Below are 23,518 nucleotides of genomic sequence, written 5' to 3' on the forward strand. Positions count from 1 at the left end.
ACTGCGGCCGGTCTTCGGGAGAATCGGTTCACCATGTTTCCTGCCATCGGCCTGGTCATCCTGCTCGGCATGGTGTTCGGCGGCTTCGCCATCACCGGCGGCAAGCTCGGCCCCGTTTTCGAGGCGATCCCGCACGAAATGCTCATCATCGGCGGCGCGGCCGTCGGTGCGCTCGTCATCGGCAACAGCGGTGCCGAGCTGAAGGCGCTGGGCGGCGCGATGGGCAAGATCTTCAAGGGCCCGAAATACAAGAAGCAGGACTATCTCGACGTCATCTTCCTCGTCTCGAAGCTGATGAAGATGCTCCGCACCGAGGGCCCGATCGCGCTGGAGCCGCATGTCGAGGACCCCAAGTCCTCCTCGGTCTTCGCCGAATATCCCCGGCTGGTCGCCGACCATACTTTGGTGAACCTGATCGCCGACACGCTGCGCCTGGTCGTGGTGTCGTCGGGCACGCTCGACGTGCATGCGGTCGAAGAGGTCATGGACAACGCGATCAAGACCCATCACCACGAGGTCGAGGGACCGCAGGGCACGCTTCAGAGCCTGGCCGACTCGCTGCCCGCGCTGGGCATCGTCGCGGCCGTGCTCGGCATCGTGAAGACCATGGGCTCGATCGACAAGCCGCCGAGCGTGCTGGGCGGGATGATCGGCTCGGCGCTGGTCGGCACCTTCATGGGCGTGTTGCTGGCCTATGGCATCGTCAACCCGTTCGCGGGACGCCTGAAGCAGGTGATCGACGCCGACGCCGCCATCTATCACGTGGTCAAGCAGATCATCATTGCCTCGCTCCACGGCCATCCCCAGCCGCTGGTCATCGAGGCGGCACGCTCGGGCATCAAGCACAAGGACCAGCCCGGCTTCGCCGAGGTCTTCGACGGCCTGCGGGGCAAGTAAGCCATGGCCCGCGCACCGCATGGCAAGAACGAGCCGCCCAAGATCGTCATCGTCAAGAAGATCATCGCCGATGGTCATGGCGGGCATCATGGCGGCGCGTGGAAGGTGGCCTATGCCGACTTCGTGACGGCGATGATGGCGTTCTTCCTGCTGCTCTGGCTGCTGGGCGCGACCACCGAGAAGCAGCGCAAGGGCATCGCCGACTATTTCGCGCCGACGCTGATCGACACCAAGTCGACGGGCATCGGCGGCGGGGTGCTGAACGGTGGGCCGGGCGCGGGACGCCAGCAGAGCGGGATCACCGGGCGTATCCAGCTGATCGTGCCCAAGGCGTCGGAGGGCGGCGGCGACAAGGCCGGGACCGGCGACAAGGGTTCGCTGCGCAATCCCAACGCCAAGGCGCAGGACCAGAAGACCTTCGACGCGATCAAGCGTGAGCTCCTGAAGAAGATGGAGGTCACGCCCCAGCTCAAGAAGCTGGCGCAGCAGGTGCGCTTCATCCCGACCGACGACGGCCTGCGCATCGATCTGGTCGACAATGCCGATTATTCGATGTTCGCGACCGGCACGACGAACCTGACCCCGGCGGCGTCCGACCTGATCGGCACCATCGCCAAGACGGTCGCCGACGTGCCCAACACGATCATGATCCGCGGCCACACCGACAGCGTGCCTTATGGCGATCCGCGCGCGATGAACAACTGGCTGCTCTCGTCCAGCCGCGCCGAGTCGACCCGCCGTCGCCTGGCCGCCGGGGGCCTGCCCGAATCGCGGTTCGAGCGGATCGAGGGCGTGGCCGACCGCGAACCGATGATCGCGGGCAATCCATCCGACCCGCGCAACCGCCGCGTGGCGATCACGCTGCTCTATCGCAAGGGTGTGTTCGGGCAATAGGGGGCGGGGGCGGAACTCCCGCGCTCAATCACGCGGCCATAAGGGTCTGATGGCCCGGCCATCGGCGTCGAAATTGCGGTCGTCGAGCCACGCTTCGAACCGGGCCTGTTGGGTTGGCCACTCATGGTCCAGGATCGAGAACCAGGCGGTGTCACGGCGGCGTCCCTTGACGATGCCGTCACCCCGCCACATCCCCTCATAGGTGAACCCGAACCGGCTGGCGGCGCGCCGGGATGCGTCGTTCAGCGCATTGCAACGCCAGACGACCCGGTGATAGCCGATCGCAAAGACATGTCGCATCATCAGGAAGATCGCCTCGGTCGCGGCGCGGGTGCGTTGCAGACGGGGCGAAAACCAGATGCTTCCGATCTCCAGCGCGGCATCGCTCGGAGCGATATCGCAAAACGAGGTCCAGCCTTCGGCCCTGCCGCTGGCGGTGGGGATGACGGCGAAGAAGGGTTGCTGTTCCAGGCCGCTGATGCGCGCGACATGCGCCGCCAGGTCATGCTCGGTCGGGAATGGCCCGTATTTCAGATAGGCCCATGACCGGTCCGCGCCCAGCGCCGCGTCCCACAGATCGGCGACATGTCGGGTGGACAGCGGTTCGAGCGTGACGGCCGCGCCGACATGACGGTCGGCCCCGGGCGGTGGGCAGGCTCCCCCAGTAACGACAGGGCCAAGCGGAAGATCGGTCATGTCCCGTCATCGCGGATGGGCGGTGCCGCATCAACTGCAATGCCTGCACGCAAGGACGAGGGCCGTGCCCCAAAGGAAAACCCGCCCGGCCATCCATGCTTCGGGAGAAAAGCATGGCGGCCGGGCGGGCCAATGATCCGTCGATCGCGACGCGATTACTCGGCGTCGGCGGCCTCGCTCTTGCGCGACTTGCGCGGGGCGGGGGTGGCCGCCGCGTTGCGCGGACCGGGCTTGCGGCCCAGGCCGATCTTCTTGGCCATCGCGCGACGGCTTTCCGAATAGCTCTCGGCGACCATCGGATAATCCAGCTTCAGGCCGTAACGCTCACGATATTCTTCCGGCGTCAGGCCATGGGTGGCCAGATGACGGCGCAGCGTCTTGTAGGGCTTGCCGTCGATCATCGAGACGATGTGATCCTTCGACGCCAGCGACTTGCGAACCGACACGGCCGGAACATATTCGGTCGGCGCTTCGACATCGGTTGCCTGCGGAGCGCTGCCCAGGAGCGAAGACACGGTCTCGTGCATCTTGTGCAGGAACGCCGGAACCTCTTCCGAGGAGGTGCGGGTATTGGGATTGCCCAACCATGCAATGGTCAGCTCAGTTGCCAGTTCTACGGCATTCACATCGATAGGGTCGTCGGCCATGATACGCTCCTGTTGTTTTCATGTGACCTAACCGTCAATCGCGGAAGGTCAACCGTTCTGTGCAGCATCGGACCGAATTTAGATGGTTTATGACCGATTTTATATTTGAGCGGTGTTCACGAATGACGGCTATCAGTGGCCGAGATCGTCCGAAGATCGAGCGAAAGAAGCCCTGAGATCAGGATATAAAGAGCGGGATTATGTTGATTTCGATCAAAGCGTATTGCGCATTGGGCGCCTGCAAATCGCCATATCGAACATCTCGACTGATGGATGCAAAATCTGCAACCAAAATTGATGAGGTTGCATTTGTGTAAATCGTCCGGCCTCGGCATAGAGAGCGGGCCTTTCAGGCATCCTCTCCTAAAAAACTTTCACGGGCTGGTCTCACGACCGGCCCTTTTTTTGTCTTGCTTCCGCCGTACATCGGCCTAGGCTGTCCCATCGCCGCGCTTCAACGATAGTTATAAGCAGGAGTGGAAGCCGCCGGGAAAACCGGCATCGCGCGTCGGTGCCGGGGGTTGAGCGACTGGGTCGCTCCCCCCGATTTACCTTCCCTATCGGGTGGCATTTTCGATCTGCATCCGGGGATGGGCGTGGCCTTCGACCTCGCTCCGGCCGAACGGAGCGAAGAATGGTTCTGGATACACGACCCCGTTCCGCCTGAACAAAGTCGAAGGCCAGGGAGACGGGAGAGTCCCGGAACTCATCCCGCCTGCGGAGCCGGTTCAGCCTTTGTCGTGGGGCGGTGGGCGGTGGATGAACTGGTCCAGCGCCGACAGCGCCATGCCGGCAAAGGCGACGACCTCGGATAGGCCCGACTTCGTGGTTCCGCCTTCCTGCGGCGGCTCGGGTGCTTCGGGCTGGGTCGGCTCGGGCGAGGATGTCGCGCCGTCGCTCGGCCGCTTCGTCGTCTCGCGCGCAAGTGCCGAGGCCGCGACGATCAGCCCGGTGGCGAGCAATTGCCGCCCGGCCGGGCTCCGCGCCTGATCGAGCAGCGCCTGACCGATCCGGTGCAGGGGCGAGGGGCCGGACGTGCCCGGCTGTTCGTCCAGCTTGGCCTTTTTCTGCTTCTTCTTGTGCTTCTTCTTGCCCATCGGCCTGGCCTCGCAATCTTGTGTATGTTCGATGTAATACACTTGGCGCGGTGTTCAAGCGGCGGGCGATGTCACCCCGCCAAAGCACGGGCGCGGCGACGCTGGACCGAACTGCCGATGCCCAGCGACTCGCGATATTTGGCAACCGTGCGCCGGGCGATGTCGAAACCCTTGGCCTGGAGCAGCTCGACCAGCGTGTCGTCCGACAGGATCTTAGCACCCTCGTTCGCGATCAGCGTCTTGATCGCGCTCTTCACCGCCTCCGCCGATACGGCGTCGCCGCCATCCGCCGCCGCGATACCGCTGGTGAAGAAGAATTTCAGCTCGAACAACCCGCGCGCGCAGCTGAGATACTTGTTGCTGGTCACGCGGCTGACGGTCGATTCATGCATCCCGATCGCCTCGGCGACGCGGGCGAGCGTCAGCGGCTTCAGATGGGCGACGCCGTGGAGGAAGAAGGCTTCCTGCTGCTTCACGATCTCGGTCGCGACGCGGATGATCGTCCGCTGCCGCTGGTCGAGTGCCTTCATCAGCCAGTTGGCGCTGGCCAGGCAATCGGCGAGCCACGCCTTGGACCCCTTGTCCTGCGGGCCGTGGCGCAGTTCCTGATAATAGCGCCGGTTGACCAGCACGCGGGGCAGGGTGGCGGTGTTCAGCTCGATGCCCCAGCCATTCTTGGTCCGGGTGACGAACAGGTCGGGCACCACCGCCTGACACGGCTCGCCGCCGTAACGGCAGCCCGGCTTCGGATCATAGCCGCGCAGCTCGCGGATCATGTCCGCCATGTCCTCGTCATCGACGCCGCAGATCCGCTTCAGCCGAACCAGTTCACCGCGCGCCAGCAGGTCGAGATTGGCGATCAGCTTGGCCATGCACGGGTCGTAGCGGTCAACCTCGCGCGCCTGGAGCGCCAGGCATTCGGCCAGATCGCGCGCCCCGACGCCGGTCGGGTCCAGCCCCTGAACCACCTTCAATACCGATTCGACGCGGGGGAGGGGGATGCCCAGCCGCCCGGCGATCTCGTCCAGCGGCACGGTCAGATAACCTGCCTCGTCCAGCTGGTCGATGATATGCGCAGCGATGGTCAGGTCGGCGCCGGACAGGATCAGCGCAATCTGCGCCTCCAGATGCTCGGCCAGATTGGGCGCATCGTCGGGCAGCGAGTCCCAGTCCGGCCCGTCCTCGCCGCCCGGGCCGCCGCTGCCGCTCGTGCCGTTGAGCGACAGGCCGCCGTCCGGCCCGGTGCCGCCATCGGCGACGCTGTCCTGCTGATGGCTCTCGGTCGCGTAATCCAGGTCGAGGCCCCGGTCTTCTGAGGGCGCCGTCCCCGCGACCAGTTCGTCGGCCCCGGCGGGCGCCTCGCGCTCGGGGCGTTCGGGTGTCGCCACTTCGCGCACCGCGCCGGCGTCGAGCAGGGGGTTTTTCTCCACCTCCTCGGCGATGAACGCCTCGACCTCCAGATTCGACAGCGTCAGCAGCTTGATCGCCTGCTGAAGCTGCGGCGTCATCACCAGCGATTGCGACTGGCGGATGTCGAGACGCGGGGCGAGGCTCATATGGCCATTCCTGCCGCCGGGGACCATCCGGAGGATGTGTCGCCCTCTCGATGGCGGGACACCCCTCCGTCAGGGCTTCGCCCTGCCACCTCCCCTGCAAGGGGAGGAATAGAGGGAATGCCGGTCCTCATGCGATCAGAGCGAAAAGCCCTCGCCCAGATACAGGCGGCGGACATTGGCGTCGGCGACCAGTTCCTCCGGCGAACCGCTGAACAGCACGCGCCCGTCATAGATGATGTAGGCGCGGTCGACGATGTCCAGCGTCTCGCGGACATTATGGTCGGTGATCAGCACCCCGATGTCGCGCCGTTTCAGGTCCTTCACCAGATCGCGGATGTCGGCGATCGAGATGGGGTCGATCCCTGCGAACGGTTCGTCGAGCAGCATGATCGACGGATCGGCGGCCAGCGCGCGGGCGATCTCGGCACGGCGGCGCTCGCCACCCGACAGCGCCATGGCGGGCGCGGCGCGCAGGCGGGTGAGGCCGAATTCCTCGAGCAGCTTGTCCAGCTTGCGCGCGCGCTCGGCCGGGTCGGGCTCGGCCAGTTCGAGCACGGTCAGGATATTCTTCTCGATCGACAGCCCGCGAAAGATCGAGGTTTCCTGCGGCAGATAGCCCAAGCCCAAGATGGCGCGGCGATACATGGGCAGGCCGGTGATATCCTCGCCGTCCAGCATGATGCGGCCCGAATCGGGCTTCACCAGGCCCATCACCGAATAGAAGCAGGTCGTCTTGCCCGCGCCGTTGGGGCCGAGCAGGCCGATCACCTCGCCACGCCCGACCGACACCGACACGTCGGTCAGGACGACGCGCTTGTCATAACTCTTGGCGATCGACACGACCTGCAGGCCGTTGGCGACCGGTGGCTCCGACACGGGGGCGTTGCGATGACTTGCCTCGCGAGTCGGGGTTTCCATGTCCATCGGCCCGTTTCTTTCCTTAGCTGATCGAACGTTAGCGCGGGCATGGCACCCGCGTCACGCCTCAGTTGCGATCGGGGACCGAGAAGGTGCCCGTGACCCGGCCCGACGGCGCGCGGCTGACGGTGCCGCCATTGCCCGACGACGCGCCGCCCGATACCGACGACCCGTCGATCACCGCGCGGCCGGTGTCGAGGTTCAGCGTCAGCCGCCCGCCATTCACCGTATTGCCGCCCTGGGTCAGGGTGACATTGCCCAGCATGGTAATGACCCGGCGGTTGAGGTCATAGATCGCATAGTTGCTGCGCGCCGTCTGGTCGGGCCGTTTGACGACCACCCCGCCCGAAGCGTCGAAGCGCGACACCTGCGGCTTTCCGCCCAGCACCTGGCCGGTGTAGAACACCGTCATCCGCGCCGCCGTCAGCGTCATCTCGGCCTGGCGCAGCGAGACGTTGCCCGACAGGACGGCGCGGTTCTGCTTGTCCTGCAACTCGATGACGTCGGCACCGAAATCGACGGGCGCGCGGCTGTTGTGCTTGACCTGCGCGGCCGCGGACACTGCCAGGACGAGAAGGGCCGGAGCCGCAGCGGCGAAGAGCTTGTACATGAGCGGCTATTTCGGGCTTTACGGGACGATGCGCAAGCGGGCGTTGCCTTCCAGCCGGACGGAACGATTTTCCAGGTCCGCCCGCATCTTGTTCGCGCTGAAATTGCCCTGTGGGACCTGTCCGGTCACGGCACCGCCCGACACCAGGGTCCGTTGTTGCAGGTCGATGGTCGCGTCATGCGTGCGCAGATCATATCCGCCCGCCGATTTGAAATCGAGCGGCCCGTCCAGCTGCACCTGCTCGGTGCGCATGTCATAGCGGCCCGAATTGGCGCTGACCGTGGCGGGCCCGTCCGACAGGCGGATGGCGGCGGACAGCTTGTTGAGCTGCACCACCGGCTCGGCCGAGCTGCGCTGGATCGCGGAGCCCGCATCGAGCGAGAAGGGCTGCCCCTTGTCGTCGACGCCGCGATACTCCGCCGCCTGGATCTTCATCCGCTCGCGCGCGACCTCGACCTTCTTCTTGTCGAGGACGAAGGACACTTCGCTGGACGAATAGATCGGCGCCATCACCAGGAACGCCGTCAGCACGCCGATCGCGCTGGGCAGCATCCAGCGCGCCAGCGTCACGAAACGGTCGTGACGGCTGCCCGGTGCGGCCCAATGCTGGCGCTGGGTACGGACGCGGTCGGCGATCTCGGACATGACGGCTCCCTATCGTGCCCGGATCAGGCGTCAATGGTTCAGGCGTGGGCGAAGATATCGACCTCGGGCCAGCCCGCCAGATCCAGTTCGGCGCGGGCGGGAAGGAAATCGAAACAGGCCTGGGCCAGTTCCATCCGGCCTTCGCGCTCCAGCCTTTTGTCGAGCTCGACCTTCATGCGGTGCAGGTACCGCACGTCCGACGCGGCATATTCGCGCTGGGCGTCGGACAGCTCGGGTGCGCCCCAGTCCGACGATTGCTGCGCCTTGGACAGCTCGACCCCGAGCAGTTCGCGGACCAGCTCCTTCAGGCCGTGGCGGTCGGTATAGGTGCGGATCAGCCGCGAGGCGATCTTGGTGCAATAGACGGGCGCGGCGACGACGCCCAGATAATGGCGGATCGCGGCGATATCGAACCGCCCGAAATGATAGAGCTTCAGCCGCGCCGGATCGGCGAGCAGCGCGCGGAGGTTCGGCGCGGCATAGTCGCTGTCGGGCGCGAAGCGGACGAGATGCTCGTCGGGGCCGCCGTCCGACAGCTGGACGACGCACAGCCGGTCGCGCGGCGTGATGAGGCCCATCGTCTCGGTATCGACGGCGATCGACGCGCCGGGGGCGAACAGATCGGCGGGAATGTCTTCTTCGTGCAGATGAACGGTCATGCTGCCTGCCCTAGCGGCGGCGGGGCCAAGCCTCAACCGCGATCGGACAGAAAAGGCGGCCGCGATAAAGAGTCGCGGAGCCCGGCGGACGATTCGCCGATTCGCAAGAAGATGTTGTGGAGTTTCGGCCACAATTCCGACGTAATCTGCCTCGTTCGCGCCAAAGCGAGACCGGTTCGCACGATTTCGTTCGCGATGGCTGTCCTTCTGCGTTATGCATCCCCACTAGGCGCAAAAGGTTTGGCGCCAAAAGATCCGCGCTCTTCGTCCGGCGCACGGTTCTTGAGGACAGGATTTGCGGGCGAACCGGGAAGACGAACAGGGCTTATGAGTTTCGATAGAGGTAGCCGGGGCAATCGCGGCTCGCGTGGCCGCGACAAGCGGGACAATTTCGGCGGCGGCGATGAAGGCGGCTTTGGCGGCGGCGGCTTCGGTGGCGGTGATCGCTTCGGTGGCGGCGGCTTCGGCGGCGGTTTCGGTGGCGGCGACCGCTTCGGCGGCGGTGGCGACCGTGGCGGCTTCGGCGGCGGTGATCGCGGCGGCTTCGGCGGCGGCGGCGGCGGTTTCCGTGGCGGCGGCGGTGGCGGCTTCGGCGGCGGTCGTGGCGGCGGCGGTATGCCCCCCCAGGTCGTTGGCGAAGGCACCGGCGTAGTCAAGTTCTTCAACGCGCAGAAGGGCTTCGGCTTCGTCGTGCGCGACGACGGCGGCGAAGACGTGTTCGTTCACATCTCGGCCGTCGAGCAGGCGGGCCTGACCGGCCTGGCCGAAGGCCAGCCGCTCGGCTTCACCCTCGTCGATCGCGGCGGCCGCATCTCGGCCACCGAACTGAAGATCGAAGGCGAGCCGATGCCGGTCCAGGATCGTGCCCCCCGCGAGCCGCGCGAAGGCGGTTTCGGCGGCGACCGTGATCGCGGTCCCCGCGGTGGTGCGGCCGGTGGTTTCGGCGGCGCTCCGCAGCGTCAGCTGACCGGTGAGAAGGCGACCGGTACGGTCAAGTTCTTCAACGCGATGAAGGGCTTCGGCTTCATTCAGCGCGACGACGGACAGCCCGACGCGTTCGTGCACATCTCGGCCGTCGAGCGCGCCGGCATGGGCTCGCTGAACGAAGGCGATCGCCTGCAGTTCGAGATCGAGGTCGATCGTCGCGGCAAGTACGCAGCGGTCAACCTGCAGAACGAGGGCTGATCCCCCTCGGCTGAATAAGCCTCCCTTTTCGGGCGTTGAGGCCCGGCGTTGCAGCGATGCGACGCCGGGCCTTTTCGTTATCTGGAGGCAAGGAAGAACCGCGCTGTAACGGGGGCGGCTGCTCGTCGTTCAAATGGATGAGGGGTTATCCATCGGTCTTGTGATCGTCGCGACGGCTCAGGCGAGAAAGCTGACGGGCCAGGACCTTGACGGCCACGGCATGGGCACCGACCCGTCCGATCGCAGAGGCCGCCTGATCGATGGTCCCGACCGCCTCGGCGGTGATGGTCGCCAATTCCTGTGCCGCATCGCTTTGACTGGCGGCGTGATCGAGCGAACGGGTCAGCAGTTCGTCCTGCTCGCTGACGAGCATTTCATAGGCCGCCACCATGTCTCCGGCCGCGCCGATATCATGCGCGATGGCCAGCGCGCTGGCCCCGATATCGTCGGTCGCCGTCTTGGTCCGGGTCGCAAGTACCGACATTTCCGTCGCGACGACGGTAAAGGCGCTTCCTCCCGAATCGGCCCGAGCGGCTTCGATCCGGGCATTCAGGCTCAAGATTCGGCTTTCCTGCGCGATGGTGGCGATGGCGGCACTGATCGAGGCGACACGGCCGATCGACTGATCCAGCGTATCCACGATCGGCTTGTTGGCGGTGAGCGACTCGCGCGCCAATGCCAGGGCTTCGGCTTGTTGCTTGACGGCTCCGGCCATGACACCCGCCGCGGCCTCCAGACTTGCGGCGAGTGACGCCACGCGTTCGGCCTGATCGCCCATGCCACGGACGCTGGCGGTCGCAGCTTCCGCTTCCGACGCGACGCAGCCCGCAATATCGATCAGGCGGCCGGCGATATCACTCAGGTGCGCATCCAGGCTCGGCGCGACGGGCGACGCCTGTTGCGTCATCAGTGCGGTGTCTGGCGCGCAGCCGCCAACATGGTCTCGGACAGAATGGCATAGGCCGCGCCCCACGCAGCCTCGGTATCGCGGTCGAAACCGCTGCCCAGCCCGACACGCAGCGTTTCGATCAGCGCCGATCCGACCGCCTCATAATGATGGGGCTTGGCCCCATAGCCGACATGCCGAATCGCCAATTCGCGGGCTACCGGAACGACCGTATCGAGCCGGTCGAGCGCATCCACCACCGTCGCCAATGTCAGGAACAGCTTGCGTCCCTGCGCTTCCATGTCGTTCCCGAAGAGGGGGCGGGTGTCGGGCGCCAGCACGAAAAGTCGGCGATAGAATTCGGCAGCCGCCTGGTCCGTAAGGGGAAGGACCGCAGCGAAGCTGTCCTGAACAAGGTCGATCTGACGGGCCGTGAGCATCATTTGGCGCTATGCGCCGGAGTGACAACGAACCCTTAAGATCCATGTGTAACAACCACGGTGTCAGACTTGGGCGATGATGGCTTTTCCATCGCGATATCAGGGTGATGATACGCCGATCGCCGATGAAAACCTGCCACTTGCCGGTTATTATTTGTCTGCGGTCCCATGGCATGTCGCTTGCGTCGGCTGTTTTCGACTTGTACCATTCGGTAAAGAATCGTCCTTTCGGTCGAAAAGGGAAGTGAATATGCGCCCGCCCCTGCCACCGTTCACCACCGAAACCGCCGCGCAGAAGGTCCGCGCGGCCGAGGATACGTGGAACAGCCGCGATCCCGAGCGCGTCGCGCTGGCCTATACGCCCGACTGCCCCTGGCGGAACCGCGACCGGTTCCTGGCGGGGCACGACGCGATCGTGGCCTTCCTCCGGGACAAATGGGAGCGCGAACAGGATTATCGGCTCATCAAGGAACTCTGGGCGCATCAGGACAGCCGGATCGCGGTGCGCTTCGCCTATGAATGGCATGACGCGGATGGTCAGTGGTTCCGCTCCTATGGCAATGAGAATTGGGACTTTGCCGAGGATGGCCGGATGCGGCGGCGGATCGCGTCGATCAACGATCTGGCGATCGGCGAGGAGGCACGGTTGTTCCGCTGGCCGCTCGGCACCCGCCCGGCGGATCATCCCGGCTTGAGCGAATTGGGCCTCTAACCATGGCGCGGATGATCGCCGAGCGCGGCGACGCATTGCCGGGGCTGGCCGAGGTGTTTCGCGAATATGGCTATGCGGGCGCCAGCCTGTCGCTGATCGGCACCGCGACCGGGCTGGGGCGGGGGAGCCTCTACCACTTCTTTCCCGGCGGAAAGCAGGAGATGGCCGCCGCCGTGCTCGCCGATGTCGCTGGCTGGTTCGATGCCGCGATCTTCACACCACTGGAGCAGGCCGACGATCCGCGCGCCGGGATCGATGCGATGATGGTCGAGGTCGACCGTTATTTCCGCTCGGGGCAGCGGGCCTGCCTGATCGGGGCCTGGGGACTGGGCGCGACGCGTGATCCCTTTGCCGAGTCGATCGCGGGTTATTTCCGGCGCTGGATCGCCGCGCTCCAGACGCTCTTGGTGCGCGGCGGCGTGGCGGAGGATCATGCCGCCACGCTGGCGCAGGATGTGGTCAGCGGTATTCAGGGCGCGGTCGTGCTGGCCCGCGCGCTGAACGATACTTCGCTGTTCCGCGCGACGCTGGGGCGGCTGACGGCGCGGCTCTACACCGCGCTCGCCGCCGCCTGAACGATCAGATCGCCGCGAGCGCCTGTTCGCAATCGGCAATCAGGTCATCGGCATCCTCGACCCCGATCGAGATGCGCACCAGATTGTCGGTGATACCCAGCGCCACCTTGCGTTCATCGGGCACCGAGAGGTGCGTCATGGCGGCGGGGTGGCTGGCCAGCGTCTCGGTGCCGCCCAGGCTGACCGCCAGCTTGGCGATGCGAAGCGCGTCGAGGAAGCGGAAGGATTCCGCCTCGCCGCCCTTCAGGTACAGCGAGAAGGTCGATCCGCCGCCGGTGCAGTGGCGGCGGTAAATGTCCGCCTGCCGCTCCATCCCCGGCGTGCTTTCCAGAAAGCCGAGATAGCCGACCCGCTCCACCTTGGGATGATCGCGTAGATAGGCGCAGACCTTGGCCGCATTCTCGCCCGCGCGACTCATGCGCAATTCCAGCGTCTCCAGCGAACGCAGCAGCATCCAGGCGGTATTGGGGTCGCAGATGGTGCCGATGGTGTTGCGCATCGAGCGGATGGTCGCGATGTGCGCCTTCGACCCCAGCACGCCGCCTGCGACCAGATCCGAATGGCCGCCCGCATATTTGGTGAGCGAATAGACGAGCAGATCGGCGCCGTGCTTGAGCGGACGCTGCCAGAGCGGACCGAGAAAGGTGTTGTCGATCGCGATCGGCGGCTTTTCGGCCGCGTCGGCAAAGACCGCATCGCGTGCGGCCGCTACCGCCTCGATATCGACCAGCGCGTTGGTCGGGTTGGCGGGGCTTTCGAGATAGATCATCGGCACGCGGCCCATGCCCGCCGCCTTAGTCAGCACCGCGTCGATCTCCTCGCGCGTCGCCCCTGCGGGGAAGTCGAGCCACTGGACGCCGAACCGGCCCAGGATGCGCCCGATCAGCGTCTCGGTCGCGGCATAGAGGGGGCCGGAATGGACGATCACGTCGCCCGGCTGGACCATCGACAGGAACAGGGTGGCGATCGCCGCCATGCCGCTGGAGAAGGTCAGCGCATCCTCGGCCTCGTCCCAGATGGCCAGGCGGTCCTCCAGGATTTCCTGGTTCGGCCCGTTGAAGCGCGAATAGACCAGGCCGTCCGCACCGCCGGGACGCTTGCCGGTGACGCCCTCGAAATGTCGCTTGCCCGCCGCCGCATTGGGGAAGACGAAGGTCGAGGTCAGGAAGATCGGCGGCTTCAGCGAGCCTTCGGACAGCACCGGGTCGAAGCCATGACCCATCATCAGCGTGGAGGGCTTCAGCTTGCGGTCGCCGATGCTGGTCACATCGCTCTTGGCGGCCGTGTTCGGGTCTTGCGGCGGGACGCCGGTCAGATCGGATTCGGTCGGCATGTCGGTCTCCTCGGGAACGGATGCCGCTCTGTCGGCGGCCATGTCCCCAGGATAACGCGGCGAATGGCTTTGGCGAGGCTCAGGCGAGGCCGATCAGCGAAATCTGGCGGCCGTAAGAGGGTTCGTTGCGGTGCGTCGCGCGGCGGAAGCTGAAGAAGCGGTCCTCCTGCGCATAGGTGTCCTCGCCCAGCGCCGCGACGCGTGCGACACCTGCGGCGGCCAGGCGGTGGGCGACATAGGCTTCCAGGTCGAACTGGTAATGATCCGCGCGGGTGCCATCGGCGAAGAAGCGTTCGTTCTCGGGTTCGGCCTCGGCGAAGCGGCGCAGAAAGGCGGCGTCGACCTCATAGCTGGCGCGGGCGATGCACGGGCCGATGGCGGCGGCGATCTGCTCACGCCGGGCGCCCAGCGCCTCCATGGCGAGCAAGGTCGCGTCGGTGATCCCGCCCAGCGCGCCCTTCCACCCGGCATGGGCCGCGCCGACGACGCCCGCTTGCGGATCGGCGAACAGCACCGGCGCGCAATCGGCGGTCAGGATGCCGAGCAGCAGGCCCGGCCGGTCCGTCACCAGCGCATCGCCATGCGGGCGGACATCGTCCTCGGGCGGAGACAGCACCGTCACCGCCTCGGCCGAGTGAATCTGGTAGCAGGTGATGAGGCGCGAACCGGGCAGCACCGCGTCGCGCGCGCGGCGGCGATTTTCGGCGACCGAATCGGCATCGTCCTCCGAACCCAGCCCGACATTCAGGCCGCCATGGATGCCTGCCGACACGCCGCCGCGCCGCCCGAGAAAGCCGTGCGCGATAGGCTCCAACAGGGGTGTGCGAAGGGTTTCGATGGTCATAGCGACAGCCTCATGATCCGGTCCTCGTCGATCGTCCCGCCGACGGGGAAGTCGTAGCGCCCGATATCGACAAAGCCGTAGCGGGCGTAAAAGGCCTTGGCCCGGTGATTGTCGACATAGACCGACAGGATCAACTCGCGCGCGCGGCGATCGCGTGCGGTGGTGATGGCCCAGTCCATCAGCGTAGGCCCGACACCCGCGCCCAGATGGCTGGAGGCGACATAGAGCTGATAGAGTTCGACCGCATCGTCTGGCCAGTCGCCGGGAAAACCCACGGGTCCGATCTTGGCGAAACCGATGATCGCATCATCCTCAATGGCCAGCCGGATGGTGAAGTCGGCATGGCCGATTTGGGCAGGCAGGCCTTCGGGGCCGAAGGCTTCGTCCAGAAAGGCGTTCAGGTCGGCGGGCGGATAGAGATGGCCGAAGGTGTCGGTGAAGGCGGCGCACGCCATCGCGGCGAGCGCCTCGCCGTCGCCGGGCACGGCGTCCCGATAGGCGATCATTCGCCATAACCCGCAGGCACCGGCCAGTCGGGCCGGGTGACCGCCAGTGCGCGGAACAGCGTGCCCATGTCCTGCATCAACCGGTTGCGATCGGCGAGCAGCGCCTCGGCGCGGTCGGGATGCACGCGGGCGAGGCTGGCGGTCCGCTGGTCGATGCCGAGCGCGCCCAGCAGGTCGCGCTGCGTCACCGGGCCGAAGGCGGCCAAACCGTTCCCTTGTGCCGCGGCGGCGAGTGTCGTGAAGTCGACATGCGCGCTCAGATCCTGCTCGCCCGGCCGGTCGAAGGGGTTGGCATAGGCATGGCCGCGCACCGCCTGCAGCGTGTCGGCGATGGCGGGGCCTTCATAACCATAGTCGACGATCAGGGCGGCGCCGCCCTGCGCGGCGATCCGCGCCGATAGCGCGCGCATTATCGCGACGCTGGCGGGGGAAACCTCGATCACCGATCCGGCCTCGGCCTTGCGCAGCGGCTCGGGGATGATCTCGCCCGGCACCGGGGGACCCGCGATCGGCAGGAAGAGCAGGTCCTGCGCCGCGACCAGCCGTTCGTGCCAGCCCTCGCCGCGACGGACGAGCTGGCGGATGGGGAGGGCGTCGAAGAACTCGTTGGCGACGACGATCAGCGGTCGGTCGGTCGGCAGCGTCTCGACCGAGTCGTGCCACTGCGCATCGGCCACGCGCTCACCCTGCGCGGTGCGCAGCGTGGCGCTGGTCTCGACGAAATGGATGCTGGGGTGGAAGCCCGCCTTGGCCATGGCGCGCCGGGCGTCCGCCGCGAGGGTTCCGCGCCCCGGCCCCAGCTCGACCCAATACGCCTCCGGCCGCCCCGACCGGTCCCACAGGTCGGCGCACCACAGGCCGACCAGTTCGCCGAACATCTGGCTGATCTCGGGGCTGGTGGTGAAGTCGCCGCCCGCGCCCAGCGGATCGCGCGTGCCGTAATAATGCGCATTGGCGGCGGCCATGAACTGCGCCACCGGGATCGGCCCGGCCAGCGCGATGGCGCGCGCCAGCCGTTCTGGCAGCGCGTCCTCGGGCTCCGGCTTGTGATCGGCGGGGGGGATCAGCGGGTTCGTCATGAACCCGCTCTGCCGATCCCATCCCTTCGCCGCAAGGGAATCAGGAAACGCTGTCGGGTCCCGCGATCGGCTCGACCCGGACGCGGCGCGCCTTGGCGGTGTTCATCAGGTACAGGCCGCCCAGGATCATCGGTACGCACAGCCACTGGCCCATGTGCAGCCCGGTCATTTCTGCAAAGGCGCGAAGCTGCTGGTCGGGTTCGCGGAAGAATTCGACGATGAAGCGCGCAATGCCATAGCCGAGCAGGAACAGGCCCGACAGCTTGCCCGGATCGTAACGTGCCTTGGTGCGCCAGAAGGCAAAGCTCATCACGGCGAACAGGACCAGGCCCTCCAGCCCGGCCTCGTACAGCTGGCTGGGATGGCGGGCAGGGTCTGGCAGGCCGAAGGGCACGGTGCGCGGAAAGATGATCGCCCAGGGCGCATCCGACGGCTTGCCCCACAATTCGCCGTTCACGAAATTGGCGAGGCGGCCCAGGAACAGTCCGACCGGTGCGGTGCAGACCAGATAGTCCAGGATGCGCAGCCAGCTGAGCTTGTGCTTGCGCGCGAACAGGATGACGCCGATCCCGGTGCCCGCCGCGCCGCCATGGAAGCTCATGCCGCCGTCCCACAGCCGCACGATATGCAGCGGGTGGAGGAACATCTCGGGCGCGTAGAAGATCACATAACCGATCCGCCCGCCCAGGATGATGCCCAGCGTCGCGTAGAAGACCAGATCATCGGCATGCGCCCGCGACATCGGCGCGCCGGGCCGGTCGAGCATCTTGCCCAGATACCACCAGCCGAACAGGATGCCGGTGATATAGGCCAGGCTGTACCAGCGCAGCGTGAAGAAGCCGATCGAGAACACATCCGGGTGCAACCCCAGATCCTCGAACCGGATATGGCCGCTGGCGGCCGCGAGCCCAGTGGCGGCAAGCATGGAGAGGATCAAATGCGTTTCCCTTTCTGGTCCGCTTCATAGAGCGGTCATGGGACAACACCAAGACATGGGTTCGGTGCCGTCCTGTATGGGGGCGGGGTGGGGCGTGGCCTGACTTCGAATCACGCGAAGCCGCGAAGACGCGAAAAAGAACGGTTCGCGCTGAGGCGCAGAGGACGCAGAGGTGTCTGGTCCGGCCGCAAGGCCAGTCCATCCTCCATGAGCGACACGGTCTGCCGATCGAGACGGCGGGGTACCGGTTGCGCCGTTTCCCCCTCTGCGTCCTCTGCGCCTCTGCGCGCAAAAAACTTCGCGTCATCGCGGCTTCGCGCGAACAATCGATCCCCTCGTTTTGAGACAGTCAAACCCCCTGCTTGCCTGGCCGCCCTTGTCCGCTAAGGCTCCGCCGGGATGGAGTACAACAGGCGCAACATCTTGATCGGCGGGGGGCTTGGCGCCGGTTTGGTCGTCGCCTGGGGCTTGTGGCCGCGCGCCTATCCGCCGAGCCTGACGACCGAACCGGGCGAGCAGGCGTTCGGGGCGTGGTTGAAGATCGGACGCGACGGGATCGTCACGGTTGCGGTGTCGCAGGCCGAGCATGGCCAGGGGATCGCGACCACGCTGGCGCAGGTGGTCGCCGACGAGCTGGGCGCGGACTGGCGTACCGTCGCGGTCGAGCCGGCGCCGCCCGGCCCGCTCTACGCCAATCCGGTCGGCGTCGATTCGCTGTTCGAGGGTGCGCTCGGCCGCCTGCCGGAGGGGATGCGCGACGAGTGGTTGCGGCGCGACCGGGTGATGCTGACCGCCGGGTCCAGCTCGCTGCGCATGTTCGAGGGGCCCGCGCGCGCCGCCGCCGCGACCGCGCGTGCGCTGATGGCGCAGGCCGCCGCCCGCCGCTGGGGCATCGACTGGAGTGAGTGCGAGGCCAGGGACGGTTTCATCCTCCATGGCGACCAACGGTTGCGCTTCGCCGAACTGGCCGAGGCGGCGGCGGGCGAGACGGTGCCGCATCCCCTGCCGCTGGGCAGCGGCGGGGCGGGCAGGCTGGCGGGCAAGGACGTGCCCCGGCTCGATTCGCCCGCCAAACTCGATGGCTCGGCCAATTTTATCGCCGACATCCGCCTGCCCGACATGGTCCATGTCGCGCTTCGCCATGCGCCGCTGGGCCGGACGCGTGCGATCCGTATCGACCGCACGGCGGCGATGAAGTTGCCCGGCGTCGTCGAGGTGATCGAGGGTGAGGATTGGGTCGCGGTCGCCGCCAGCAGCTGGTGGATCGCGCAAAAGGGCCTCGATGCGGCGGCGCCGCGCGCGGTCAGCGACGGGGCGGGGCCGACGTCGCAGGCCATCGCGGAAAAATTGGAGGCCGCGCTCAAGGAAGAAGGCCATAGCGTCCTGGCGCGCGGCGATGTCGCGGCGGCGCTGGAGGGGCCGGGGCTGATCGAGGCGCGCTATCGCATCGGCACCGGTGTCCATGCCGCGATCGAGCCGCGCGCGGCAGTGGCGGCGTGGCAGGATGGCGGGCTGGAACTATGGGTGCCGACCCAGGCCCCCGAGGCTGCACGCAAGGTCGCGGCGCGGGCGGCGGCCATTCCCGAGGATCGGGTGGTCGTCCATGCCATGCCGATCGGCGGCGGCTTCGGCCAGGGGCTGGAGCAGGATGCGGTGGCGCAGGCGGCGAGGATCGCGGCCAGGCTGAAGCGGCCGGTTAACGTCCAATGGTCGCGCACCGAGGATCTGCGCCGCGACGCCTGGCGCGCACCCGCCATCGCCCGGATGACCGCGCGGCTGGAGCGGGGCAGGCTGGTCGGCTGGCGCGGCCGGATCGCGACGCCCTCGACCGGGCGGGGGCTGGCGGAGCGGGTGATGCCCGCCGGGCTGGTCCGCTGGGGGATGCGCGGGCCGGGGCGGGGCGATGCCTATGCGATGGGTGGTGCAGTGCCGCCCTATGCGATCCCGGCGCTGGCGGTGCATCATCACGACGCATCGCTGCCCATCCCCACCGGTCATGTGCGCGGCGGCGCGCATGTCGCCAACTGCTTCATCACCGAGTCCTTCATCGACGAATGCGCGCGAGCGGCGGGGGCCGATCCACTGGCCTGGCGTATCGCGATGCTGGGGGAGGCCCCTCGGCTGGCGCGCTGTCTGTCGACCGCCGCCTCGCTCGGCGGCTGGGAGGGTGGCGGGCCGGGCAGCGGGCAGGGCGTCGCCGCGCACGGCTTTCGTGGCAGCTATGTCGCGGTGATGGCCGAGACGCACCGGGACGGGAATGGCCGCCCGGTGGTCGACCGGCTGGTCGCCGCCATCGACTGCGGCCGGGTGGTGAACCCCGATATCGTACGCCAGCAGGTCGAGGGCGGGCTGATCTTCGGTCTGGCTGCCTTGCGCGGCGGCGCGGTCGGGTTCGAGCGGGGATGGGCCATGCCGTCGCGGCTGGGCGCGCTGAAGCTGCCGCGCCTCGCCGACACGCCCGACATCACGGTCGAACTGCTTTCCTCCGACGAAGCGCCCGGCGGGGTGGGTGAGCTGGCCGTGCCGCCGGTCGCGCCCGCCATCGTCAATGCGCTCGCCACCCTGCCCGGCTTCCCACGGATACGAAGCCTGCCGATGGAGTTGTCCGCCTGATGCTGCCGCCCGACCATCCCCCCGTGCCGCGCCCGAAGATCGGCGTGCTGTTGATGAATCTGGGGACCCCCGATGCGCCCGATCCGAAATCGGTGAAGCGCTATCTGCGCGAGTTCCTGTCGGATCGCCGGGTCATCGAGATTCCGGCGTTGCTGTGGCAGCCGATCCTGCGCGGCATCATCCTGAATACCCGGCCGAAAAAGTCCGCCCATGCCTATTCGCTGGTGTGGCGGGACGACGGCTCGCCGCTGGCCGCGATCACGCGCGCGCAGGCGGTGGCGCTGAAGGACGCGTTCGGGCCGGGCGTCATGGTCGACTGGGCGATGCGCTATGGCCGTCCCGCCATCGCCGACCAGGTGAAGGCGATGAAGGCGGCGGGGTGCGAACGCATCCTGCTCGCGCCGCTCTATCCGCAATATTGCGCGGCGACGACCGCCACCGCCAATGACCGCGCCTTCGCGCATCTGGCGACGCTGCGCTGGCAGCCCGCGATCCGCACCCTGCCGCCCTATTATGACGACGCGCTCTATATCGATGCGCTGAAGACCCGATTGGAGGCGCAGCTTGCGTCGCTGGATTTCGAGCCGGAGGCGGTGGTCGCCAGCTTCCACGGAATGCCGCAACGGACGCTGGAGCTGGGCGATCCCTATCACTGCCATTGCCGCAAGACCGCGCGGCTGCTGGCCGAGGCGATGAAGGACACGCTGAACGGCCGCGAATTGCTGGTCGCGTTCCAGTCGCGATTCGGCCGCGCCAAATGGCTGGAGCCCGCGACCGATACGGTGCTTGAAGCGCTGCCGGGGCGCGGCATCCGCAAGGTCGCGATCCTGGCGCCGGGCTTTTCGGCCGACTGTATCGAGACGCTGGAAGAACTGGCGATTCGCGGTCGCGAAAGTTTCGAAGGCGCGGGCGGCACCCATTTTGCCTATCTCCCATGCCTTAACGACAGTGATGTCGGTGTCGCGATGCTGCGCGGATTGATCGAACGCGAGCTTCAGGGCTGGTTGCCGTAGCGTTATATTACGTTTCACCCGGTGTTCGCCATTGCAGAGGGCGCATGCCCCTTTTAAGCCACAATCGAAATTTGGGAGAGGTTGAATGGCACGGGTCGCGATTGTGACGGGTGGTACGCGCGGTATTGGCGAGGCGATCAGCCTAGCCTTGAAGGAGGCGGGCGTGACCGTCGCCGCCAATTATGCGGGCAATGACGAGCGCGCGCGCGAGTTCTCGGAGCGGACCGGGATCAAGGCGTATAAGTGGGACGTCGCCGATTACGACGCCGTGCAGGCGGGCGTCGCCCAGGTCGCCGAGGAACTGGGGCCGGTCGATATCGTCGTCAACAATGCGGGCATCACCCGTGACGGCACGCTGCTGAAGATGACCTACCAGATGTGGAAAGAGGTCATGGACACCAATCTGGGCGGTTGCTTCAACATGGCCAAGGCGGTGTTCCCCGGCATGCGCGAGCGCAAATGGGGCCGGATCGTCAACATCGGCTCGATCAACGGCCAGGCGGGTCAATATGGCCAGGTCAACTATGCCGCCGCCAAGTCGGGCATCCATGGCTTCACCAAGGCGCTGGCGCAGGAAGGTGCACGCGTCGGCGTGACCGTGAACGCGATCGCGCCGGGCTATATCGACACCGACATGGTCGCCGCCGTCCCTGCCGACGTGCTGGAGAAGATCGTCGCCAAGATCCCGGTCGGTCGTCTGGGCCAGGCGCATGAGATTGCGCGCGGCGTCGCCTTCCTCTGCTCGGACGAGGCGGGCTTCGTCACCGGCTCAACCCTGTCGATCAACGGCGGTCAGCATATGTATTGAGGCGGGGCACCTGCATTCCTCCCTTGCAGGGGAGGAGTGCTTCTAAAGGCAGAAACGCCGACCTCCCGCTTTGGGAGATCGGCGTTCCGCCTCGATACGCTACGCGAGAAAACTGGGGCGGGTGGGGCAGATACAGGCTCCGCCCGCCCTAACCGTTTAGCGGCAATAACCCGGACGGCCCGACCGCTCGATCGCGCGGCCCGCCAGCGCACCGGCACCGCCGCCGATCAGCGTGCCCAGCGTGCGGTCGCCATCGGTGTCGATGGTCCGGCCCAGCAGGCCGCCCGCCACCGCGCCGACGATGGTGCCGGTCGTGCCCGAGCGGCGGCACTTGCTCGCCTGATACTCGGCGCGCGCGCCGTCGTTATAGCCGCGATAATAGCGATCCGAATGATGGGCCCGGCGATAGCGGTGCGCATCCGCGGCGGTCGCGGGCAGCACGGCGCCACCGATCATCGCCATTGCGGTCGCCGCCAGGGTCAGGGTCTTCATCATGGTCTCACTCCCGAAACTCGTGTCGATCGACGGTCCCGTCCGTCGTCGTTGCACTGCTTCTGGCCGATTCGCGTTGAGCGCTTCCTGAATGTCCCCGTTATCCGCCGTTCAGGCAGCGGCGCGTCCGGCCAGGGCAGCAGAGGGGAAGCGAAAGGGGTGTCGTGCTGCGCCGCAATGCGTATGAGGCACCATGCGCATTCTGCTCTCCTGCCTGTTGATATTGGCCCTGGTGCCGGGATGGACGGGCGAACAGCGGCTGGCGCTGTTCGCGGGCAAGCCGCAGATGGATGTGCACCGGGTCGACCTGGACCCTCGCGATCCGTCGCGGCGGCGGGTCGGGGCGCTGACCTATCTGGGCGGTATCGCGCTGACGAGCCGCCTGCCTGCTTTCGGCGGTTATTCCTCGCTGACCGTGACGGGGGATCGGTTCCTGCTGCTGAGCGACGGCGGCAACGTCATCCGCTTTCGCATGGGGGCGGACTGGCAGCCGCACGATCTGCGCTTTTCCAACCTGCCCGCCGGGCCCGGCACGGGATGGCAGAAGGAAGATCGCGACAGCGAGTCGCTGGCGGTCGATCCGAAGACGGGCCAATTCTGGGTGGGGTTCGAGGGCTATAACCAGATCTGGCGTTATGCGCCGGATTTCGCCCGCGCGGAGGGCCGTGTCGCGCCACACGACATGAAGGACTGGCCGCCCAATGGCGGTGCCGAATCGCTGGCACGGATGCCCGATGGCCGATTCGTCACTATTTCCGAAGAGGGCCGGGTCCGCCGAAAAGCCTGGCGCGGCAGCAGCGAATCGCGGCGCAACAGCCGTCAGGCGCTGATCTCCCCGGGCGATCCGCTAAAGGGCCATGCCCGGCGCTTCGCCTACCGCGTGTCGCCACACCATGACGTCGCCGATGCGGCCGCGCTGCCCGACGGATCGCTGGTGGTCGTCGAGCGGCGCTTCCGGCTGCCCTTCCGCTTCTCGAATCGCATCATGCTGGTCCCCGCCGCGCAGATCGCGCCGGGGCGGGTGGCGCAGGGTCAACTGCTTGCGGAACTCGATTCGCCGCTGATCCACGACAATTTCGAAGGGGTGGCGGTGACGCAGGAGGCGGGGGCGACGATCCTGTGGCTGGTGTCGGACGACAACCAGCTGTTCCTGCAGCGCAACTATCTGTTGAAGTTCCGACTGGAGCGCGGGGCGATTCGCTAGCGCTTCAGCGTGGCCTTCGACTTCGCTCAGGCTGAACGGATGTTAGAGACGGTCGTCATTCTGCCGAGCCTATCCTTCCCTCGCCCCTCATAGAGGGGAGAGGGTTGCGCAGACTTGGTCTTTGCAAGAGCAAAAGCCTCGTCGGAGCTGGGTGAGGGGTGAAGCGCTCGAAGAGCGCGCGAGCCCTCGGGCTCGCTCAACCCCTCACCCAAGCTTCGCTAGCCAGTAAACTGGCAAGCTCCGCTAACCCTCTCCCCTATCCAGGGGAGAGG

25 protein-coding genes are annotated in these 23,518 nt (G+C 66.8%); 9 read left to right on the plus strand and 16 right to left on the minus strand.

The genetic code is table 11. From position 1 onward, the window contains the following. The first annotated feature begins 33 nt into the window (after window positions 1-33). Together motA and ACQR50_RS01335 are read left to right on the plus strand one after the other, a co-directional pair. Window positions 34-897, plus strand: a complete 864-nt coding sequence (gene motA, locus ACQR50_RS01330; protein ID WP_042487297.1) for a flagellar motor stator protein MotA — start codon at window positions 34-36, stop codon at window positions 895-897. A gap of 3 nt (window positions 898-900) precedes the next feature. Further along, complete coding sequence (locus tag ACQR50_RS01335; RefSeq protein WP_056432215.1) at window positions 901-1,791, plus strand: flagellar motor protein MotB; 891 nt, start codon at window positions 901-903, stop codon at window positions 1,789-1,791. Window positions 1,792-1,815: 24 nt separating this feature from the next. Here the strand turns inward: ACQR50_RS01335 and ACQR50_RS01340 are convergent, their stop codons facing one another. From ACQR50_RS01340 to ACQR50_RS01375, 8 genes are all read right to left on the minus strand, one after another. Continuing rightward, the gene (locus ACQR50_RS01340; protein ID WP_428969512.1) at window positions 1,816-2,487 is read right to left on the minus strand and encodes a GNAT family N-acetyltransferase; all 672 of its coding nucleotides are present in this window, start codon (window positions 2,485-2,487) and stop codon (window positions 1,816-1,818) included. Between the two features lie 155 nt (window positions 2,488-2,642). Continuing rightward, the gene (locus tag ACQR50_RS01345; protein ID WP_428969513.1) at window positions 2,643-3,134 is read right to left on the minus strand and encodes a MucR family transcriptional regulator; all 492 of its coding nucleotides are present in this window, start codon (window positions 3,132-3,134) and stop codon (window positions 2,643-2,645) included. A gap of 728 nt (window positions 3,135-3,862) precedes the next feature. Next, a complete protein-coding gene (locus ACQR50_RS01350) occupies window positions 3,863-4,231 on the minus strand; it encodes a hypothetical protein (protein WP_428969514.1) in 369 nt (122 codons plus the stop codon). Between the two features lie 71 nt (window positions 4,232-4,302). Beyond that, window positions 4,303-5,787 (minus strand): RNA polymerase factor sigma-54, encoded by a 1,485-nt coding sequence (rpoN, locus tag ACQR50_RS01355; RefSeq protein ID WP_428969515.1) that lies wholly within the window; start codon window positions 5,785-5,787, stop codon window positions 4,303-4,305. A 135-nt stretch (window positions 5,788-5,922) separates the two neighbouring features. Next, window positions 5,923-6,705, minus strand: coding sequence for an LPS export ABC transporter ATP-binding protein (gene lptB / locus ACQR50_RS01360; RefSeq protein ID WP_428970615.1), 783 nt, complete (start codon window positions 6,703-6,705; stop codon window positions 5,923-5,925). Between the two features lie 67 nt (window positions 6,706-6,772). After that, window positions 6,773-7,315 (minus strand): LptA/OstA family protein, encoded by a 543-nt coding sequence (locus tag ACQR50_RS01365; protein ID WP_184103240.1) that lies wholly within the window; start codon window positions 7,313-7,315, stop codon window positions 6,773-6,775. Window positions 7,316-7,333: 18 nt separating this feature from the next. Then, complete coding sequence (gene lptC, locus ACQR50_RS01370) at window positions 7,334-7,960, minus strand: LPS export ABC transporter periplasmic protein LptC (RefSeq protein ID WP_056432199.1); 627 nt, start codon at window positions 7,958-7,960, stop codon at window positions 7,334-7,336. A 38-nt stretch (window positions 7,961-7,998) separates the two neighbouring features. Then, complete coding sequence (locus ACQR50_RS01375; RefSeq protein ID WP_042487278.1) at window positions 7,999-8,619, minus strand: ribonuclease D; 621 nt, start codon at window positions 8,617-8,619, stop codon at window positions 7,999-8,001. 327 nt (window positions 8,620-8,946) lie between these two features. Here ACQR50_RS01375 and ACQR50_RS01380 point away from each other — a divergent pair, with 327 nt between their 5' ends. Further along, window positions 8,947-9,804, plus strand: coding sequence for a cold-shock protein (locus ACQR50_RS01380; RefSeq protein WP_428969516.1), 858 nt, complete (start codon window positions 8,947-8,949; stop codon window positions 9,802-9,804). Window positions 9,805-9,949: 145 nt separating this feature from the next. On the opposite strand, the gene ACQR50_RS01385 is transcribed toward ACQR50_RS01380, so the two are convergent. Both ACQR50_RS01385 and ACQR50_RS01390 read right to left on the minus strand, forming a co-directional pair. Continuing rightward, window positions 9,950-10,711, minus strand: a complete 762-nt coding sequence (locus ACQR50_RS01385) for a methyl-accepting chemotaxis protein (protein ID WP_428969517.1) — start codon at window positions 10,709-10,711, stop codon at window positions 9,950-9,952. After that, window positions 10,711-11,133 carry a globin family protein gene (locus ACQR50_RS01390; RefSeq protein WP_428969518.1) on the minus strand — a complete coding sequence of 141 codons (423 nt, stop codon included), beginning with the start codon at window positions 11,131-11,133 and terminating at the stop codon, window positions 10,711-10,713. Before ACQR50_RS01390 ends, ACQR50_RS01385 begins: the two co-directional genes overlap by 1 nt. Window positions 11,134-11,380: 247 nt before the next feature. Between ACQR50_RS01390 and ACQR50_RS01395 the strand changes: the two genes are divergently transcribed. Together ACQR50_RS01395 and ACQR50_RS01400 are read left to right on the plus strand one after the other, a co-directional pair. After that, a complete protein-coding gene (locus ACQR50_RS01395) occupies window positions 11,381-11,842 on the plus strand; it encodes a DUF1348 family protein (RefSeq protein ID WP_428969519.1) in 462 nt (153 codons plus the stop codon). Window positions 11,843-11,844: 2 nt separating this feature from the next. Further along, on the plus strand, window positions 11,845-12,417 hold the full coding sequence (locus ACQR50_RS01400; RefSeq protein WP_428969520.1) for a TetR/AcrR family transcriptional regulator: 573 nt from the start codon (window positions 11,845-11,847) through the stop codon (window positions 12,415-12,417). Between the two features lie 4 nt (window positions 12,418-12,421). On the opposite strand, the gene ACQR50_RS01405 is transcribed toward ACQR50_RS01400, so the two are convergent. The 5 genes from ACQR50_RS01405 to lgt all read right to left on the minus strand — a co-directional run bounded on the left by ACQR50_RS01405 (window position 12,422) and on the right by lgt (window position 17,104). Continuing rightward, the gene (locus tag ACQR50_RS01405) at window positions 12,422-13,750 is read right to left on the minus strand and encodes a cystathionine gamma-synthase family protein (protein ID WP_428969521.1); all 1,329 of its coding nucleotides are present in this window, start codon (window positions 13,748-13,750) and stop codon (window positions 12,422-12,424) included. Between the two features lie 79 nt (window positions 13,751-13,829). Next, on the minus strand, window positions 13,830-14,594 hold the full coding sequence (pgeF, locus tag ACQR50_RS01410; protein ID WP_428969522.1) for a peptidoglycan editing factor PgeF: 765 nt from the start codon (window positions 14,592-14,594) through the stop codon (window positions 13,830-13,832). Continuing rightward, on the minus strand, window positions 14,591-15,100 hold the full coding sequence (locus ACQR50_RS01415; protein ID WP_428969523.1) for an N-acetyltransferase family protein: 510 nt from the start codon (window positions 15,098-15,100) through the stop codon (window positions 14,591-14,593). Before ACQR50_RS01415 ends, pgeF begins: the two co-directional genes overlap by 4 nt. Next, window positions 15,097-16,179 (minus strand): class I SAM-dependent methyltransferase, encoded by a 1,083-nt coding sequence (locus tag ACQR50_RS01420; RefSeq protein WP_428969524.1) that lies wholly within the window; start codon window positions 16,177-16,179, stop codon window positions 15,097-15,099. The genes ACQR50_RS01415 and ACQR50_RS01420 overlap by 4 nt, the downstream gene beginning before the upstream one ends. 40 nt (window positions 16,180-16,219) lie before the next feature. Then, entirely contained in the window at window positions 16,220-17,104 is an 885-nt protein-coding gene (lgt, locus tag ACQR50_RS01425) for a prolipoprotein diacylglyceryl transferase (RefSeq protein ID WP_428970616.1), read from the minus strand. Window positions 17,105-17,515: 411 nt separating this feature from the next. On the opposite strand from lgt, the gene ACQR50_RS01430 reads away from it, so the two are divergent. The 3 genes from ACQR50_RS01430 to phbB all read left to right on the plus strand — a co-directional run bounded on the left by ACQR50_RS01430 (window position 17,516) and on the right by phbB (window position 21,550). Further along, window positions 17,516-19,729 (plus strand): molybdopterin cofactor-binding domain-containing protein, encoded by a 2,214-nt coding sequence (locus ACQR50_RS01430; RefSeq protein WP_428969525.1) that lies wholly within the window; start codon window positions 17,516-17,518, stop codon window positions 19,727-19,729. Continuing rightward, on the plus strand, window positions 19,729-20,742 hold the full coding sequence (hemH, locus tag ACQR50_RS01435) for a ferrochelatase (protein ID WP_428969526.1): 1,014 nt from the start codon (window positions 19,729-19,731) through the stop codon (window positions 20,740-20,742). Before ACQR50_RS01430 ends, hemH begins: the two co-directional genes overlap by 1 nt. A gap of 85 nt (window positions 20,743-20,827) precedes the next feature. Continuing rightward, the gene (gene phbB / locus ACQR50_RS01440) at window positions 20,828-21,550 is read left to right on the plus strand and encodes an acetoacetyl-CoA reductase (protein ID WP_056432167.1); all 723 of its coding nucleotides are present in this window, start codon (window positions 20,828-20,830) and stop codon (window positions 21,548-21,550) included. A 156-nt stretch (window positions 21,551-21,706) separates the two neighbouring features. Here phbB and ACQR50_RS01445 read toward each other — a convergent pair whose 3' ends face one another. After that, a complete protein-coding gene (locus ACQR50_RS01445) occupies window positions 21,707-22,045 on the minus strand; it encodes a glycine zipper 2TM domain-containing protein (protein ID WP_056432164.1) in 339 nt (112 codons plus the stop codon). A gap of 190 nt (window positions 22,046-22,235) precedes the next feature. On the opposite strand from ACQR50_RS01445, the gene ACQR50_RS01450 reads away from it, so the two are divergent. Next, the gene (locus ACQR50_RS01450) at window positions 22,236-23,246 is read left to right on the plus strand and encodes an esterase-like activity of phytase family protein (protein WP_428969527.1); all 1,011 of its coding nucleotides are present in this window, start codon (window positions 22,236-22,238) and stop codon (window positions 23,244-23,246) included. Window positions 23,247-23,518: the final 272 nt, after the last annotated feature.

Origin of the sequence: Sphingomonas sp. Xoc002 (assembly GCF_050408055.1) — a bacterium.
Lineage (GTDB): Bacteria > Pseudomonadota > Alphaproteobacteria > Sphingomonadales > Sphingomonadaceae > Sphingomonas > Sphingomonas yabuuchiae.

Coding starts and splice junctions, on each gene's coding strand:
- motA (WP_042487297.1), top strand. CDS start 34: ATGTTTCCTGCCATCGGCCTGGTCATCCTGCTCGGCATGGTGTTCGGC.
- ACQR50_RS01335 (WP_056432215.1), top strand. CDS start 901: ATGGCCCGCGCACCGCATGGCAAGAACGAGCCGCCCAAGATCGTCATC.
- ACQR50_RS01340 (WP_428969512.1), bottom strand. CDS start 2,487: ATGACCGATCTTCCGCTTGGCCCTGTCGTTACTGGGGGAGCCTGCCCA.
- ACQR50_RS01345 (WP_428969513.1), bottom strand. CDS start 3,134: ATGGCCGACGACCCTATCGATGTGAATGCCGTAGAACTGGCAACTGAG.
- ACQR50_RS01350 (WP_428969514.1), bottom strand. CDS start 4,231: ATGGGCAAGAAGAAGCACAAGAAGAAGCAGAAAAAGGCCAAGCTGGAC.
- rpoN (WP_428969515.1), bottom strand. CDS start 5,787: ATGAGCCTCGCCCCGCGTCTCGACATCCGCCAGTCGCAATCGCTGGTG.
- lptB (WP_428970615.1), bottom strand. CDS start 6,705: ATGGAAACCCCGACTCGCGAGGCAAGTCATCGCAACGCCCCCGTGTCG.
- ACQR50_RS01365 (WP_184103240.1), bottom strand. CDS start 7,315: ATGTACAAGCTCTTCGCCGCTGCGGCTCCGGCCCTTCTCGTCCTGGCA.
- lptC (WP_056432199.1), bottom strand. CDS start 7,960: ATGTCCGAGATCGCCGACCGCGTCCGTACCCAGCGCCAGCATTGGGCC.
- ACQR50_RS01375 (WP_042487278.1), bottom strand. CDS start 8,619: ATGACCGTTCATCTGCACGAAGAAGACATTCCCGCCGATCTGTTCGCC.
- ACQR50_RS01380 (WP_428969516.1), top strand. CDS start 8,947: ATGAGTTTCGATAGAGGTAGCCGGGGCAATCGCGGCTCGCGTGGCCGC.
- ACQR50_RS01385 (WP_428969517.1), bottom strand. CDS start 10,711: ATGACGCAACAGGCGTCGCCCGTCGCGCCGAGCCTGGATGCGCACCTG.
- ACQR50_RS01390 (WP_428969518.1), bottom strand. CDS start 11,133: ATGATGCTCACGGCCCGTCAGATCGACCTTGTTCAGGACAGCTTCGCT.
- ACQR50_RS01395 (WP_428969519.1), top strand. CDS start 11,381: ATGCGCCCGCCCCTGCCACCGTTCACCACCGAAACCGCCGCGCAGAAG.
- ACQR50_RS01400 (WP_428969520.1), top strand. CDS start 11,845: ATGGCGCGGATGATCGCCGAGCGCGGCGACGCATTGCCGGGGCTGGCC.
- ACQR50_RS01405 (WP_428969521.1), bottom strand. CDS start 13,750: ATGCCGACCGAATCCGATCTGACCGGCGTCCCGCCGCAAGACCCGAAC.
- pgeF (WP_428969522.1), bottom strand. CDS start 14,594: ATGACCATCGAAACCCTTCGCACACCCCTGTTGGAGCCTATCGCGCAC.
- ACQR50_RS01415 (WP_428969523.1), bottom strand. CDS start 15,100: ATGATCGCCTATCGGGACGCCGTGCCCGGCGACGGCGAGGCGCTCGCC.
- ACQR50_RS01420 (WP_428969524.1), bottom strand. CDS start 16,179: ATGACGAACCCGCTGATCCCCCCCGCCGATCACAAGCCGGAGCCCGAG.
- lgt (WP_428970616.1), bottom strand. CDS start 17,104: ATGCTTGCCGCCACTGGGCTCGCGGCCGCCAGCGGCCATATCCGGTTC.
- ACQR50_RS01430 (WP_428969525.1), top strand. CDS start 17,516: ATGGAGTACAACAGGCGCAACATCTTGATCGGCGGGGGGCTTGGCGCC.
- hemH (WP_428969526.1), top strand. CDS start 19,729: ATGCTGCCGCCCGACCATCCCCCCGTGCCGCGCCCGAAGATCGGCGTG.
- phbB (WP_056432167.1), top strand. CDS start 20,828: ATGGCACGGGTCGCGATTGTGACGGGTGGTACGCGCGGTATTGGCGAG.
- ACQR50_RS01445 (WP_056432164.1), bottom strand. CDS start 22,045: ATGATGAAGACCCTGACCCTGGCGGCGACCGCAATGGCGATGATCGGT.
- ACQR50_RS01450 (WP_428969527.1), top strand. CDS start 22,236: ATGCGCATTCTGCTCTCCTGCCTGTTGATATTGGCCCTGGTGCCGGGA.